Origin of the sequence: Variovorax sp. RCC_210 (assembly GCF_041355175.1) — a bacterium.
In the GTDB taxonomy this organism is placed as follows: domain Bacteria; phylum Pseudomonadota; class Gammaproteobacteria; order Burkholderiales; family Burkholderiaceae_C; genus Variovorax.
Genome location: NZ_JBFUPJ010000022.1, coordinates 1 through 14,308 on the forward strand (window position 1 = coordinate 1; position 14,308 = coordinate 14,308).

General features: G+C 66.6%; 16 protein-coding genes. 7 read left to right on the forward strand and 9 right to left on the reverse strand.

What is annotated here, in order from left to right:
* Positions 1 to 87 precede the first annotated feature (87 nt).
* The 7 genes from AB6807_RS36495 to AB6807_RS36525 all read right to left on the reverse strand — a co-directional run bounded on the left by AB6807_RS36495 (position 88) and on the right by AB6807_RS36525 (position 3,082).
* Positions 88 to 510, reverse strand: coding sequence for a hypothetical protein (locus AB6807_RS36495; protein ID WP_371088395.1), 423 nt, complete (start codon positions 508 to 510; stop codon positions 88 to 90).
* A complete protein-coding gene (locus AB6807_RS36500; RefSeq protein ID WP_371088396.1) occupies positions 507 to 782 on the reverse strand; it encodes a hypothetical protein in 276 nt (91 codons plus the stop codon). The genes AB6807_RS36495 and AB6807_RS36500 overlap by 4 nt, the downstream gene beginning before the upstream one ends.
* A gap of 62 nt (positions 783 to 844) precedes the next feature.
* Complete coding sequence (locus AB6807_RS36505) at positions 845 to 1,102, reverse strand: hypothetical protein (RefSeq protein WP_371088397.1); 258 nt, start codon at positions 1,100 to 1,102, stop codon at positions 845 to 847.
* A 144-nt stretch (positions 1,103 to 1,246) separates the two neighbouring features.
* Positions 1,247 to 1,738, reverse strand: coding sequence for a hypothetical protein (locus AB6807_RS36510; protein WP_371088398.1), 492 nt, complete (start codon positions 1,736 to 1,738; stop codon positions 1,247 to 1,249).
* 261 nt (positions 1,739 to 1,999) lie between these two features.
* The gene (locus AB6807_RS36515; protein WP_371088399.1) at positions 2,000 to 2,176 is read right to left on the reverse strand and encodes a hypothetical protein; all 177 of its coding nucleotides are present in this window, start codon (positions 2,174 to 2,176) and stop codon (positions 2,000 to 2,002) included.
* 233 nt (positions 2,177 to 2,409) lie between these two features.
* Positions 2,410 to 2,616 (reverse strand): energy transducer TonB, encoded by a 207-nt coding sequence (locus AB6807_RS36520; protein ID WP_371088496.1) that lies wholly within the window; start codon positions 2,614 to 2,616, stop codon positions 2,410 to 2,412.
* On the reverse strand, positions 2,561 to 3,082 hold the full coding sequence (locus AB6807_RS36525) for a hypothetical protein (RefSeq protein ID WP_371088499.1): 522 nt from the start codon (positions 3,080 to 3,082) through the stop codon (positions 2,561 to 2,563). The genes AB6807_RS36520 and AB6807_RS36525 overlap by 56 nt, the downstream gene beginning before the upstream one ends.
* Before the next feature lie 246 nt (positions 3,083 to 3,328).
* Here AB6807_RS36525 and AB6807_RS36530 point away from each other — a divergent pair, with 246 nt between their 5' ends.
* The 6 genes from AB6807_RS36530 to AB6807_RS36555 all read left to right on the forward strand — a co-directional run bounded on the left by AB6807_RS36530 (position 3,329) and on the right by AB6807_RS36555 (position 10,438).
* A complete protein-coding gene (locus AB6807_RS36530; protein ID WP_371088400.1) occupies positions 3,329 to 5,044 on the forward strand; it encodes a tannase/feruloyl esterase family alpha/beta hydrolase in 1,716 nt (571 codons plus the stop codon).
* Positions 5,045 to 5,158: 114 nt separating this feature from the next.
* Positions 5,159 to 5,605, forward strand: coding sequence for a type II secretion system major pseudopilin GspG (gspG, locus tag AB6807_RS36535; RefSeq protein WP_371088401.1), 447 nt, complete (start codon positions 5,159 to 5,161; stop codon positions 5,603 to 5,605).
* Between the two features lie 51 nt (positions 5,606 to 5,656).
* Positions 5,657 to 6,616 (forward strand): type II secretion system minor pseudopilin GspK, encoded by a 960-nt coding sequence (gene gspK / locus AB6807_RS36540; RefSeq protein ID WP_371088402.1) that lies wholly within the window; start codon positions 5,657 to 5,659, stop codon positions 6,614 to 6,616.
* Positions 6,613 to 7,866 carry a type II secretion system protein GspL gene (gene gspL / locus AB6807_RS36545; RefSeq protein ID WP_371088403.1) on the forward strand — a complete coding sequence of 418 codons (1,254 nt, stop codon included), beginning with the start codon at positions 6,613 to 6,615 and terminating at the stop codon, positions 7,864 to 7,866. The genes gspK and gspL overlap by 4 nt, the downstream gene beginning before the upstream one ends.
* The gene (locus tag AB6807_RS36550) at positions 7,847 to 8,104 is read left to right on the forward strand and encodes a hypothetical protein (RefSeq protein WP_371088404.1); all 258 of its coding nucleotides are present in this window, start codon (positions 7,847 to 7,849) and stop codon (positions 8,102 to 8,104) included. The genes gspL and AB6807_RS36550 overlap by 20 nt, the downstream gene beginning before the upstream one ends.
* Before the next feature lie 144 nt (positions 8,105 to 8,248).
* Positions 8,249 to 10,438, forward strand: coding sequence for an ATP-binding protein (locus AB6807_RS36555; protein WP_371088405.1), 2,190 nt, complete (start codon positions 8,249 to 8,251; stop codon positions 10,436 to 10,438).
* A gap of 97 nt (positions 10,439 to 10,535) precedes the next feature.
* Here AB6807_RS36555 and AB6807_RS36560 read toward each other — a convergent pair whose 3' ends face one another.
* Together AB6807_RS36560 and AB6807_RS36565 are read right to left on the reverse strand one after the other, a co-directional pair.
* Entirely contained in the window at positions 10,536 to 12,713 is a 2,178-nt protein-coding gene (locus AB6807_RS36560) for a TonB-dependent receptor (protein ID WP_371088406.1), read from the reverse strand.
* Positions 12,714 to 13,021: 308 nt separating this feature from the next.
* The gene (locus tag AB6807_RS36565; RefSeq protein WP_371088407.1) at positions 13,022 to 13,363 is read right to left on the reverse strand and encodes a hypothetical protein; all 342 of its coding nucleotides are present in this window, start codon (positions 13,361 to 13,363) and stop codon (positions 13,022 to 13,024) included.
* A 165-nt stretch (positions 13,364 to 13,528) separates the two neighbouring features.
* Between AB6807_RS36565 and AB6807_RS36570 the strand changes: the two genes are divergently transcribed.
* Positions 13,529 to 14,281, forward strand: a complete 753-nt coding sequence (locus AB6807_RS36570) for a hypothetical protein (protein WP_371088408.1) — start codon at positions 13,529 to 13,531, stop codon at positions 14,279 to 14,281.
* The last annotated feature ends 27 nt before the right edge of the window (positions 14,282 to 14,308 follow it).

A 14,308-nucleotide genomic window follows, 5' to 3' on the forward strand; every position in this document is an offset into this window, starting at 1 on the left:
CTCTCCTTCGTAGTGGATCTACGAGTCTAGGAAGAGAACTCCGCAGGTCAAATCAACCCGCCCGATCACCGATGCTTTTGGCCGGATTCAGCCCGTGAATGCTAGCCACGCATCGGCATGACTGCGCGACTTCGGGCCTAGCGCCGCGAGAAACCGCACAAGGACACCACGCTGGCTTGCGCTCGCTACCAAACCCTCGATAAACCCCGTCGCCGCCGCTGTCACCACATCCACGTCCATGCTACCCATTGCGGCCTCGATGAGAAGCAACGCCCGTTGCGTCTCGGCGGCTTCGGGGTCCGTGGACTCATCTAACAATCGCATCGCGCAGTCTGCGAGGACAGTGGTCGCTGGGGGGCTTGCTGGCGCCCAGTATTCGTCCGCCTCTTGAAGCGCTGGCTTCAATAGCGGGGACTGTTCGGCCATCACCTCAACAAATACGCGCACAGGCTTTTTCATAAGGTCGGCAAGGTACAGGAGCGTCCGGTTCTTGCCGAAGGCCGAAATCAAAGCCAGCTTCTTGACGCTGTGTCAGCATCCGCATCGTTGGGCGTGAGCGAACCCAGCAGGACTGCGGAGAAGTAGAAGCCAACCGCCGCAACCAGCATTTGGATAATTTCACCAACGGCCGGAATGAGGCGCCAAGGCAAGTTGAAGAGCACCAATGTCGCAAGGAACGAAAACAATGCCAACCGACTGCCTTGTCGGTATAGCGTTAGCGTTCGACCGAACGTGGGAAACCCGAGCATCGAATCCCCTCGAAGCTTTTGCAGCGTTGACATGGTCATCCTCCTAGAATCGAATTTGAGGGCGCTTCTAAGGGACCGCTTCCGGCCGGGTTCGGTCAACTCGCAGAGGCGGCGGCTTCAACCCAAACAATCTCGTCGGGGTGATGCTGGCCGATGGTATCGAGCGCGTCCTCGAGGACCGGCTGTTCTCGCGCGCCAAGTGCATACGAGAAGCGCGTTAGGCCCTTCCCCTTTAGCCCGGCGAAGTCCTGCTCGGAGACTGCATCAGCACCACACCAAATCGCAGTGCCCGAACCTGCGGCCTCCCGCAGTGCATCGTTCAGACCGCCAGGGGTGATTGCAAGGAAGACCACGTTTGCTCCTTTTGTGATGTTGCCGGATGACTGAGTGACCGGTTTTGGACGACTGTAGCCGGTTGAGCGACTGGAGCAATGAGTCCATCTTGCCACGCCCTTCAGCTCACAATTGGTCAACAAGGGTCGTTCCGCTTTGCCCTTTCAGGTCGGGCTGTTCCAGCCCTGCGGTAGATGCGCAAGTCGAGCGATCGTCTCGTCGTAGTTTCGTGCGCTGTTCATGCCGGCTTCGATAGTCGCGTAGGAACTTGGGGAATAGCCAAGGAACGGGCCGACATAGAGCAAACGGTCAGAACCTCCGATGCACCATTCATGGCACAGGTCAATCTGCCAACTCGGTTCCGCATACACCACAATCAAATCAACTCCTTCAGGCCTTACAGATTCAACTCGAACGTGGTTCAAAATCTCATTGGGGCACTTGATCACAGGCACTGTTGGCGGTTGAGCGCCTATGGCCTCGATCTTCATCAAATAATCGGCGAAACATGCACGCTCTAGAGCGGTGCGCAGACGATCCGTCCAGTTGGCCATGTTGCGGAGAGCGAGATGCTCCTCTCCGGTTAGATCGGAAAAGCTCGAGTCGACTTGAACCGGAACATTCAACCAGGGGAACACCACATTTTCAGTAAGCATATGTACCCTCCAAAGGTCTGCTCGTGCTTATGATTTTTGCCTCGCCCCCGACCGACCGCTTTTGGCCGAAAGCGGAATTTCGACCAGTGCAAAACGGAGGACAGCAAACTAGCGTTACGCGGATATTCGTATCAACAATCTCGTCCCTCAAACCGGCCTACGCTAGTTGACCGGTATGCCTAGCTCAAATAACGCGCTGACCAATAGCCGCATCGAAGAATAGCTACCGCACAACCGCATTCGGCCGAGCATTCCTTGCCATCACGAAAAGGCCAAATCCAAACCGAGCATCTTGCTGAGCCCGAAAGTGAGGAGCGAGAGGCCCAGGAGCGACAGCACGAAGATCGCGGCCAACTTGCCGCCCGCGCGCAGCACCGCGCTCTGCTTCTGCTTGTCTTTCCTTCCTCGTTCGTAGTGCCATTTGATGGCGAAGAACATGCCCGTGCCGAACACGAGAACCTTGAACGCGATGAAGACGACAGGGACCCAATCCATCATTTTTTTAAAGTATTTCCAGGCTATTACTTGAAGCTATTAATCGTGAGAAACACTGGTCCGCAAGCAGACTCAGGCCGACAGCCTCGATGAGCCAGACCATCACCCGCAGCGGAAGCACGCAGTCATCCGGAATCTCTCGCCGCCGTTCGTTCCCGCTGACCGACCGATGGCATTCACTTTTTCAGAATGAAAGTGACCGGAAATTCCGTCCACATCTCGCTCGGCACCCCGGCAACGGTTCCAGGCTCGTAGCGCTGACATTTTCCTGCCTCCAGCACTGATTGGTCCAACTCCGCAAAGCCACTCGAGTGAGCAAGCTGGACGTCAGAAACCGTTCCAGTCGAAGTCACCATCACACGAGCAACGACCTTTCCCTGCACACCGTTGCGCCTTGCATCCGCAGGATAGCGAGGGGCGCAACTTGATGAAGGAATGATGCGTGGCTTGGTCGGCGATGGCGCGGCCGAAGGTGGCGCGGTCGTGCATCCGACGAGGAGGCTTGCCGCTATGGCCAAGCAGGATGAAATTGCATTCATGAACGGTTGATGACGCGGGTGGCGTGTTTCTCTTCGAGCCAATCGTTTTCCAGTCGATGTCGGTGCGCACTCGTATTTCTTGTGCCTGCGTCGGAAAAACGCTCCTGGCCGATTGCGGCCAGGAGCGCGCATTCTGCCGTGCCCGCGGACGGCCCAGGGCGCGCGCGATGCCGCCTACCACGCCAGCCCGCAACCGGCTGCTGCGTCCGTAGCAGCTTCCATCGGCAAACCGTATTTCGCATGCGATGTGCCCTGAGATTTTCACAAGAACGGCGCCGAGACAGGACGAGCTGCTGATGTGTTCGGTCAAGGAGCACTGTTCGCCAACCCGTGACAGAGCAGCCGTTGCACGACACGCCATGTCGCGCCATTGCATCGCTGCCTCTATATCCAAAACGTATCGAATTCAACGCAGAAAAAGTATTTCCAGATATCGAAATGCCTACCTACGATGCCCGCGTGAAACACAAGAACAAGACGTGACGCAACCCACGCTGCGGTCTTCGCGTGGTGTCCGCTGAACGCTCGGCACACAAGCAAAACCCTGGAGACACCCATGCGAAGCAAACAAAAAGTACACCGTGCTCTGCTGCCAGCAGGCCTGCTGATGGCAGCGGGCCTGGCCCTTCAAGGTTGCGGCGGCGGAGGCGACGGCAGCGGCGCGGGCTTCTTTCCTATCGTGCCGTCCGCGCCACCCGCACCAGCCCCGGCCCCAGCACCCGTCGCCCCTCCGCCCGCAGGCCCGACCGCCGAGCAACTCAAGGGCACCTGCAACGCACTCCAGGGCCAGCTCATCGAAGGCGTGACAGTCACGCAAACCACGCGCTACGAGGCCAACGCTCCCATCTACAGCTCGGGCTTCTGCCAGGTGCTCGGCACACGCGCACCCTTCCTCGACATCGAGATCGACGTGCCCGACAACTGGACTGGCCGCTACTGGCAGCAGGGCGGCGGCGGCTTCGACGGGCGCATCGCCTCGATGCTGACAAAGGACGGGAGCGGCGCGGTGACGGCGGTCGACCCGACGCTCGCGCTCAAGGGCGCGGTCTACGCCGCGTCCAACGGGGGCAACCGCGCGAACGTTCCCGCGCAGGCGGCGCCGGCCGTCTGGTTGGCCGGCACGGCCGATGCGCGGCAATCGGCGACGGACTACGCCTACGCCGCGGTCGGCACCACGGTGCGTTTTGGCAAGGCGGTCGCCAAGGCCTTCTTCGGCAAGGCGCCGAGCCACAGCTACTTCAACGGCTGCTCCAACGGAGGCCGCAACGCCTACATTGCCGCGCAGCGCTGGCCGCAGGAGTTCGATGGCATCGTCGCGGGCTGCGAAACCATGGACATGGGCGGTGCGGTCACCGGCTTGATGAACTCGGACGCGAAGGCGGCCACGCCGGCCGAAATCAGTCCGCCCCAATACGCCGCAGCCTACGCAGCCGCAGTGGCGGCCTGCGATGCCGGGGACGGAGCGGCCGATGGCTACCTGGCAAACCCCGGCGCGTGCAGCCTGCCTGCCTCATCGCTGCAGTGCGGTCAACCGGGCGCCAATGCCGACCCCGCGCTGTGCCTGTCGGCCCCGCAAGTCGCGACGCTCTCGGGCCTGCTCGGCGACCTGACGCTGGCCAGCGGGGCCATCGCGTACAGCAAATACAACTGGACCAACTTCGCTCCCGCATCGGTCATTCCCGGCGTGCCCGCGTTGGGCGTCACGAGCTATGGCGGGCTGGGCGGCGGCTTCGCGTTCCTGGCGACGAACGATCCGCTGTGGCTGGGCGCGCCGCCGCCGAGCACGGCGCCGGCCCCCAACCTCGCGAGCTTCGACATCGACCGCGACTACTACATCTTCAGCAGCGGCCTGCAACGCATCGGCGCCGACCACGACAGGAACGCCATCGCGGCCTACGTGGCGTCGGGCCGCAAGCTGCTCTCCTGGCACGACGCCGGCGACCCGCTGCTGTCGGTCAACGACCATGTTCGCAACTTCACCGCGATGTCCACCGTGGCAAGGACGCTCGGTCTGGCCGACCCTCGCGGTAACGCGCGCATGTTCATCGTTCCGGCGTCGACCCACGGGGCGGGCGCGAACCTGGCGGAGGTCGACTGGCTCGGGGCGATCGTCGATTGGGTGGAGAACAACCAGGCGCCGGATCAACTGACCTACAAATTTGCCGCAGGCGCCACGGCCCGCGCGATGCCCGTTTGCGAGGCGCCGAAATATCCGCGTTACAACGGCACGGGCAACGTCAACGACGCGGCCAGCTTCGCCTGCACGCCGTAGCGCTGGCCGCCACGGCCGTGGGCACGGCGAGAACTCCCGAGGATTTTCAATCGGACTGACATGCAGCACTGACACGATCAGCGGCCTGATCGCAACATTCTCGGGAGTGGAGAGATGGCCGCATGTTCAACCCGCAGCAGGTGCGGGCGCCCCCCGCGTTCGCGTGGCTTCACCCTCATCGAGCTCATGGTGGTGCTGGTGATCATCGGCGTGCTCGCGGCGCTCATCGTGCCCAGCCTGATGGACAGGCCCGACCAGGCACGCGCCACGGCGGCCCGTCAGGACGTGGCCGCGATCATGCAGGCGCTGAAGCTCTACCGGCTGGACAACGGCACCTACCCGAGCGCGACGCAGGGCCTGCAGTCGCTGGTGACCAAGCCCGCCGCGGGCAAGGTGCCGTCGAACTGGCGCACCTACCTGGAACGCCTGCCGGCCGACCCCTGGGGCAACGCCTACCAGTACCTGAACCCGGGCACGCACGGCGAGATCGACGTGTTCTCGCTGGGCGCCGACGGCGAGCCCGGCGGCGAGCAGGCCAACGCCGACGTCGGGTCCTGGTAGCGCACGTGATGCGCCCGCACCCCCGGCACGACCAACGCAGGCGCCCGCGGCATGGCGGTGGTGAGTGCGCTGCTCATCGTCGCGGTCATCGCGGTGCTGGCGGCCAGCCTGCTGGGCCGGCAGTCGGCCTTCATCCGCACCACGCAGGGCGACCAGCTGCGTGCGCAGGCGCGCTGGCTGCTGCGCGGCGAACTCGGCGAGGCCCAGCGCACGCTGCGCGCCGAGGCCCTGCGCGAGCCCACCACGCGGCTCGACGGTCGCTGGAGCCAGCCATATGCGCGGTCGGCCTCGGGACAGGTCGCCGCCGAGGGCGGGCGGCTGGTCAGCGAAATCGACGACGAGCAAGGCAAGTTCAACCTGCGCAACCTGGCCGACCGCGGGCGCCTCGACCCGGCCGAGGGCGAGGCGTTCCTTCGGCTGTGCGCGCTGGTGGGCGTGCCGCCGGTGGTGGGGCGCGCCGTGATGCGGCGCGTGGTGCTGAGCCTGGGCGACGCAGTGCCGGCAGGCGCCGCGGCGCCGCCCGAAGCCGTGCGCGCACACGCCGACAAGCTGGCCGAAAGCATGGGCCTGCCCGCCGAGTTGCCGCGCAGCGCGCAGGCACCGCGCCTGCGCGCGCTCGAAGACCTGCTGGCGGTGCCGGGCGTCGATGCCGGCACGCTGGCGCGGCTCGCTCCCTTCGTCACCGTGCTGCCCGAGCGCACCTGGATCAACGCGAACACCGCGAGCGCGCAGGTGGTAGCCGCGGGCGTGGCCGGGCTGTCGCTGGACAGCGCGCGCGCATTGCTGGCGGCCCGCGACCGGGGCCAGTGGTTCGTCAACCGCGGCGACTTCGCCAACCGCCTGCGCATGCCCGAGCTGGACACCGACGAGGTGCGCATGGGCGTCACCAGCAACTGGTTTCGCGTGTCGAGCGTGCTCGACACGGCGCGCACCCGGTTCGTGCAGCGTGCGCTGTTGCACGACGACAAGCGTTCGCTGCCGCGCGTGGTATGGCTGCGGGAGGGCGTGTGAAGGTCGACGTGCTGCGGCTGCAGTTGCCGCCCTGGCAAGAAGCTGAAGCGGCGCGCGCGTGCCTGCGCTGCGGCTATCGCCTGCCCGACGGCAGCTGGCACGACGGCGGCGAACTCGCGCTGCATGACGTGGCGCGGATGTTTCACGCGAAACGCATCGAGGCCTGCCTGCATCCCGCGGAGGTGCCGATGGCCGCTTTCACGCTGCCGCCGTTGACCGGGCGGCGCCTGCATGCGGCCGTGCAGGGCGCCATCGAGCCCTGCGCGCTGCAGCTGCTCGAACAGCTCGTGACCGGCTTCGGGCCGCGCACTGCCGACGGCACCGTCACGGCCGCGTGGATCGCGCGCAGCGCGGCGAGCGACTGGCACGCGCTGCTGCGCCGGCACGGTGTGGCGGTGCGCGAACTGCACCTGCCCGCCGCCTTTCTCGCCTGCGCGCCGCAGGGTGGCACGGCGTGCCGCATCGACCAGTGGCTCGTGGTGCGCAGCGGCCTTCACCACGGTTTTGCGCAATGGCTGCCCGAGGGCACGCAGCCGCCGCTCGACGCGCAGTGGACCGAGGTCGATGCCGACCCCACCGGCCGCTGGTCCGGTGAAGGCTGGCGCTGGTCGCTGCCTGCCGGCGAGGCGGCGGCAGGCGGCGCACGCGCCGTGCCGGTGACTGCGCTGGCCGGCTGGGGCGTGCTGGCCGCTGCCGTATGGCTCGCCGGGCTCACGGTGCACGGCCATCAGCTTGCGGCGCAAGGGCAGGCGCTGAAGCGGCAGATGGCCGCGCGGGTGCAGGCTGCCTTTCTCGATGTGCTCGTGGTGGTCGACCCGGTGCGCCAGGCGAAGCAGCAGAAAGAGGCGTTGGCGGCTGGCGCGGCGCCCGCCGCCGCGGGCGATGCCGCCGGCCTGCTGCGGGCTGGCGCGGGCCTGCTCGCGCAGATGCCCGCCGGGCAGGTGCAAGGCTTGCGCTACACGGCCGGCGCGCTGCAACTGCGCTGGCGCGACGGCGGCGCGCCGAGCGCCGATGAACGGCGCGTGCTGCAGGCCCGCGCGGCCGAGCAGGGGCTGTCCGCGCAGGCCGACGCACAGGGCTTGCGCGTAACCCTGGCGGCCACCGCTGCCGGTGGCACGGCGAGCGAGAGCCCGGCCAGCGCTCCCGGACCGGATCGTCGAGCTGCGCTCCGACCTGGCCGCCGTCGAGCGCGCGATGCATCGCCTGCCGCGCCGGCATCACGCGGTGCTCGTGGCGCTGCGGATCGATGAAAAGACTCGCCAGGAGGTGGCGGACGGCTACCGCGTCTCGCTGACCAGCGTGGACACGATGCTGCGCCAGGCCCTGGACCATTGCGCACAGGAAACCGGCATGGCGGTGACAGGCGGCATCAGCGGAACGCGAAGGGGGTTCTCTCAGCGGTGGCGCGCCGAAGTCGATGCGGCGGAGGCCGTCGCGATGGCGTGCCGGCACCAGCGAAACGACGCGCGGCAGCACAGGGCAGCCTGATGCGGATGAGGCCGGGCAGGCCCGCTGCGGCAAAATCCGGCATTGCGCCAAGGCTTGCCGGCCACCCAAGCCGTGCAAGCCGTTCAAGCCGTTCAAGCCAGCCAGCCCGTCCGACCCGACACCCCAGGTGCACCGACACCCTTTATGACCCAGACAGTCACCCTAGAAAACTGCGAGAGCGAGCCCATCCACATCCCGGGGCTGGTGCAGCCGCACGGGGCGCTCATCGCGTTCGACGCCTCCACGCTGAGCGTGACGCGCCTGAGCGCGAATGCCGCCGCGCTGCTGGGCGCCACGGCCCCGGCGCTGGGCGAGCGGCTGGCGCCCACGCACTTCATGGGCGACGCGCTGGTGCACGAGACGCTCCACGAGGTCAACGACACGCCCATCGCCGCGACCGAGCATTCGCCGGTCAATGTCGAGGTCGAGGTGGCGGGGCGGCTTTTCGACCTGGTCGTGCACCGCATGGGCTACGAGCTGATCGCGGAGTTCGAGGAGCGTTCGGCCTCGGCGGACGCGGTGTCCGACTTCGCGCTGAAGGCGCACCGCGCCATGGACCGGCTCAAGCGGCAGGGCTCGATCGACGCCTTGCTCAGCCTGGTGGTGGACACGGTGCACCAGCTCACCGGTTTCGACCGCGTGATGGCCTACCGCTTCCGGCACGACGACAGCGGCGACGTGGTGGCCGAGCGGCGCCACGAGTCGCTCGAGCCCTTCCTGGGGCGCCGCTACCCGGCCAGCGACATTCCGGCCCAGGCGCGCCGGCTCTACGTGATCAATACGCTGCGGCTCATCGCCGACGTGCATTCGGTGCCGGTGGCGCTGGTGGTGGGCGACCCGGGCCTGCCGCCGCTGGACATGAGCTACTGCACCCTGCGCAGCGTGTCGCCCATTCACATCGAGTACCTGCGCAACATGGGCGTGGGCGCGTCGATGAGCATCTCGATCGTCATCAACGGCCGGCTCTGGGGCATGCTGGCCTGCCACCACCGCACGGCGCTGCAGGTGCCTTACGCGGTGCGCATGGCGTGCGACGTGCTGGCGCAGGTGCTGGCCTCCAACGTGCAGAGCCTGCTCTCGCGCGAGCAGGCCGCGCGCGCGTCCGACGCCGCCAGCCTGCGCGCCCGGATGATCGAGTCGGTGCTGCATGCCGAAGACACCTTCGGCGCGCTGGCGAGCCTGGCCGGGCCGCTGGCCGCGGCCTTCGAGGCCCAGGCCGCGGTGATCGCCGAGCAGTCGCGCCTGCACGTGGAGGGCGAGATTCCGCACGAGACGGCGGCCGCCGTCGTGCAATGGCTGGCCGTGGCCAAGGCCAGCGACGAGATCGTGACGCTGCACGAGCGGGCCAGCCTGCCCGAGCACCTGCAGCCGCTGTGCGGCGTGTGGTGCGGCTTTCTGGCGCTGCGCTTCGACGCCATCGACAACGGCTGGCTGCTGCTCGCGCGCAAGGAGCAGATCGAAACCATCAACTGGGGCGGCAAGCCCGAGAAGCACTACGTGTCGGGCCCGCTGGGCCCGCGCCTGACGCCGCGAGGTTCGTTCGACATCTGGAAGCAGACGGTGAGCGACACCAGCGTGCCGTGGGGCGCGCCTGAAGTCGAATTCGCGGGGCAGCTGCGCGACGAGTTGATTCGCGCCAGCGCGGCGCGCAACGCCGAGACCTACAAGGCGCGCACCGAACTCATCGCCGTGCTGGGCCACGACCTGCGCGACCCGCTGCAGTCGATTTCCATGGCCGCCAAGCTGCTGGAGCGCAGCCTGCCCGAGGGCAACACGGTGGGCGAGCGCCTGGGGCAGCGCATCCAGTCGTCGAGCAGCCGCATGGGGCGCCTGATCGGCCAGGTGCTGGACGCCTCACGCCTGCAGAGCGGGCAGGGGCTGCAGGTGCAGGCGGTGCCGATGGACATCGCCCGCCTGCTGGAAGACGCGATGGACGAGGCCCTGATGGCCTACCCCGGTTCGCAGATCGAGCTGCAGGCGCCGAAGTCGCTCGCCATGGTCGGCGACCCGGACCGCATGGCCCAGCTCATCGGCAACCTCGTGAGCAATGCGCGGCACCACGGCCTGCCGGGCGAACCGGTGCGCGTGGCGCTGGAACAAGAAGGCAATGTGGTGGTGCTGCGGGTCGCGAACACGGCGCCGGCCATCGACGCGGCCCTGGTGCCCGAGCTGTTCAGCGCGTTCAAGCGCCGCATCGGGCCGAACGAACGCAACAAGAGCGGGCTCGGGCTGGGCCTGCACATCGCGCAGGCCATCGTGAAGTCGCACAACGGGAGCATCGCGTACAGCCATGTCGACGGACAGGTGGTGTTCACGGTGCGGATTCCGCAGTAACGAAGTTTCGAGCTTTCGACGCTTCCAGGAGCGGCGCGAGCTTTCTGCTGCACCGCGCGCTCTTCGCGGGGCGCCCCGAACGGGGCGCCCGCCTTCATCAGAACTTCGCGTTCAACGAGACACGGAACGCACGCGGCGAGCCCGGCGTGATGTTGGTGTTGCTGTTGGCGTTCAGGAAGTACTTGCGGTTGAACAGGTTCTCCACGTTCACCTGCATCTGCACGTTCTTGTTCAGCGTGAAGAACACGGCTGCGTCCACGCGGGTGTAGCCCGGCAGCACGACGTTGGGGAAGGGCGCCGCGGTGGTCACGATCTGCTGGCTCGACGCGAACATCTTCGTCTGGTGGATCACGCCAAGGCCCGCGCCCCATGCCGGCGTGAAGTCGTAGCGGTTCCACAGCGCGAAGGTGTGCTTGGGCACCTGGCCGACGGTGGCGCCGGCGCGAATGGTGGCGGAGGTGTCGGCCTTGAACTTGGCGTCGGTGTACGAGTAGCCGCCGGCCACGCTCCATGCGGGCGTGATGTTGCCGCTCAGTCCCAGTTCCACGCCCTGCGTGCGCTGGCCGTCGCTCAGGATGGTGCGCGTGCTGGTCGGGTCGGTCGGGTCGAGCACTACCACGTTGGAGCGGTCCAGGCGGTACATCGCGGCGGTGGCGGCCAGGTTGGGCAGCACGTCCCACTTGGCGCCGATCTCGTAGTTCTTGAACTTCTCGGGCTTGAGCGCGGCGGTGCTCAGGCTGAGCGAGGCGAGCTGGTCGCCGGCGCGCGGCTGGTACGCGATGCTGTAGTTGGCGTACAGCGACAGCGGCTCGATCGGCTTGTAGATCACGCCCACGCGCGGCGACACGAGGTCGTCGTTGGTCTTGAAGCGGTCGAGGTTGCGGTTGTTGCGGAAGTCGACCTTGAACTGGTCGTAGCGCAGCCCGGCAATCACCTGGAACTGCGGGCTCAGCTCGATCTGGTCCTGCACGTACAGCGCCGCGACGGTGGCCCTGCCGCTGTTGTTCGCGTCGGTCGCGGCCTGGCGGTAGACGACCGGCGCGTACGTGGTCGGGAAGGCCAGGGGCACCGTCACGCTGGTGGCGGTGTTGTTGAAGAAGCCGGTGTTGCGGAAGTTGTCGGTGTCCTGCTGGCCGAGCTCGGCGCCCACCAGCAGCTTGTGCTTGATGGCGCCGGTGTTCAGCGAGAAGGTCAGGTCGGTCTGGTTGAAGATGCTCTTGCGCGAGGTGGCGTTGTTGTAGGCGTTGATGGCCACGCCGGTGCCGGCGTTGTTCACCGCGCCGGGGAACACGTTTTGATAGAACTTGTCCTGGTTGGACCAGCGCGTGCGGTTGCGCAGCAGCACGCCGTTGTCGAGCTCGTGCTCCACCAGCGCGTTGAACGCGTCGAGCGTGGAGCCGGTCGGGCTGCCGGCAGCATTGCCGAAGAAGGTCGAGGGGTCGGTCACCACCGGCACGCCGCGGAACGACGTGATGCCGCGGTCGGCGATGCGGTTGTCCTTGAAGTGCTCGTAGCCCAGGGTGACGAGCGTCTTGGCGTTGGGGCGCCAGCTGATGGTCGGGTTGATGCCCGAGCGCTCCACCCACACGCCGTCGCGGTAGCTCTTCGAGTTTTCGTAGAGGCCGTTCAGGCGGAACGACAGCTGGTCGTTGATGGGCTGGTTCAGGTCCACCGTGAGGCGGCGGTTGCTGTGCGAACCCAGCGTGACGGAGCCGCCGTAGAAGGGCGTCCATTCGGGCTGCTTGCTCACGCGGTTGATGAGGCCGCCGGTGGCGCCCCGGCCGAACACCATCGCGTTCGGGCCCTTGAAGACTTCGACGCGCTCGATGTTGTACAGGTCGCGGTAGTACTGCACGTCGTCGCGAATGCCGTCGATGAAGAAGTCGCCGGTGGTGCTGATGCCGCGGAAGATCGGCGTCTCGCGGTTGCCTTCGCCCTGCGCGAAGCCCACGCCGGGCACGTAGCGCGCGGCCTCGGCAATGCTCTGCACGGCGCGGTCGCGCATCTCGTCGGCGGTGATGACGCTGATCGACTGGGGCGTGTCGCGAAGCGGCGTGTCGGTCTTGGTGGCGGTGGTGCTGCGCTTGGCCGAGTAGCCCTGGTCGCCTTCACCGGTGACGGTGACCTGGGGCAGCGAGCCGCCGCCGGTTTGCGACCACGCGGGCGTGCCGCAGATGGCCAGCGTTGCGCCGGCCGCCAGCAGTTGGGCCGCCCGGGCGATGCAGAGCTGGGCGAAGCGAGGGGCCGCGACCGGGTGCCGCAGACTGGATTTCATGTTCATGACGAAACGGGTTTTGAAGAGAAGAGCCGGCGCGAGGCGCCGCGTGCAAAAGGCGAGCGCTTGCCTTCCCGTGCACTCCCGATGCGGCCGCTTGGAGTGTCTGGAAATACGAACTATTCGCAATTTCGGAGAAATGTAGAAGTACGCAGTAGTACTGTCAAGTGCTACTGTTTTGGGGCGTGTCGACGCAAAACCACACTTTCAATGTGAAGGCGGACGCAGCTGCGCCTCGCCCTGGTGGTTGCCAGGACGACTACTTCAGTTCATGAATCGGAGGAAGAACGGCCTCCGGCCGTGTCGCTTCAGGACGGCTTGTCGGGCGACTTCTCGACGCGGGGCGATCGCACGCCGCTGATCTGCCCGCGCACCACTTTCCAGAAGTTCTTGGTGCCGTCGAGCAGGCGCCACGCGTTCGATCGGTGGGCCAGCACGCCGACCTCGGGCAGCACGTCGCGCAGGTTCTTCAGGCCCAGGATCTTCAGGTACTTGCGCACCGTCGTCGGGCTGTGTATGAGCAGCACGACCCGCCAGCCGTAGTGGCGCCCGAGCATCAGCATGCCGATGGCGCTCTCGAGGTCGTCGAGGTCGCCGTTGAAGTCGTCCACGGCACGGTCGACGATGCCGAGGATGTCCTGATCGCTCATGGGCGCGGGCATGTCTGTGAAGTGGCTTGGCCAGCGGTTGAAAGAGAAGAAAAAGGGGCGGGAAGGCACGCTGCGCCCGCCCCGCGCAAGGAAGCGATCATGCGATACTTTGACAAATGAGAACCATTGTTATCAAGCCTTCATCCGGCTCGCGCCTGCTCCCCCGTGTTTGACGCGTTCGCCGTTACGTTGCGCGAGCTTGCCGAACTGATGCTGATCGTGCTGTCGCTCGGCGCGTGCCTGGTGCATGCGCGCCGCCCGCGCCTGGTGCCGTACATCGCCTGGGGGCTCGTGCTGGGCCTGGTGCCCGCCGCGGCCATTGCCGTGCTGCTGATGGACGCGACGTTCGACGGCATGGTCGAGGCGGCGCTGTCGACCGTCATGGGGCTCGGCGTGCTGCTGGTGGCCATGCGCATGGTGGGCTCCGAAGGGCACATCCGCAGCCGCGTGCAGCTCGCGCTCGAAGCCTGGCTCGACCGGCCCGGCGCGGCCGTGGTGGTGGTCGCGTTCGTCGCGCTGGCGGCCTTTCGCGAATCGCTGGAAGTGGCAGTGTTCATGCGTTCGATCAGCGCGCGTTCCGGCACGGTCGATGCGCTGGCCGGAATGATGTTCGGCATGGCCGCCGCCGGCCTGCTGTTGCCGATCTGGAAATGGCTGCGCATTCGCTCGGGCCTGCTGATGGTGTTCAGGGCATCGGCGTTGCTGTTGTCTCTGCTGTCGATCCAGATGCTGCTGCACGGCGTCAGCGAACTGCATCGGCTGCAGGCCGCCGCGGGCCGCGAACTGCCGTGGGCCGCGGCCGTGGAGCCCTTTCTGGAAGGCGGCTCGCAGTACGTGCTGCTGTGCAGCGCGCTCATGACGATCCCGCTGCTGCAGATGGCGCGTGGCTGGTGGGCGGGCGCGCGGCAAGCCGGCTGAACTGGCGTCTTTGCCCCTGACGGCCTG

Bases quoted from the DNA above. Each gene is read 5' to 3' on its own strand.
- AB6807_RS36500 (WP_371088396.1), bottom strand. From the start codon at position 782: ATGTCAACGCTGCAAAAGCTTCGAGGGGATTCGATGCTCGGGTTTCCC.
- AB6807_RS36510 (WP_371088398.1), bottom strand. From the start codon at position 1,738: ATGCTTACTGAAAATGTGGTGTTCCCCTGGTTGAATGTTCCGGTTCAA.
- AB6807_RS36515 (WP_371088399.1), bottom strand. From the start codon at position 2,176: ATGTTCTTCGCCATCAAATGGCACTACGAACGAGGAAGGAAAGACAAG.
- AB6807_RS36530 (WP_371088400.1), top strand. From the start codon at position 3,329: ATGCGAAGCAAACAAAAAGTACACCGTGCTCTGCTGCCAGCAGGCCTG.
- gspG (WP_371088401.1), top strand. From the start codon at position 5,159: ATGGCCGCATGTTCAACCCGCAGCAGGTGCGGGCGCCCCCCGCGTTCG.
- gspK (WP_371088402.1), top strand. From the start codon at position 5,657: ATGGCGGTGGTGAGTGCGCTGCTCATCGTCGCGGTCATCGCGGTGCTG.
- AB6807_RS36555 (WP_371088405.1), top strand. From the start codon at position 8,249: ATGACCCAGACAGTCACCCTAGAAAACTGCGAGAGCGAGCCCATCCAC.
- AB6807_RS36560 (WP_371088406.1), bottom strand. From the start codon at position 12,713: ATGAAATCCAGTCTGCGGCACCCGGTCGCGGCCCCTCGCTTCGCCCAG.
- AB6807_RS36565 (WP_371088407.1), bottom strand. From the start codon at position 13,363: ATGAGCGATCAGGACATCCTCGGCATCGTCGACCGTGCCGTGGACGAC.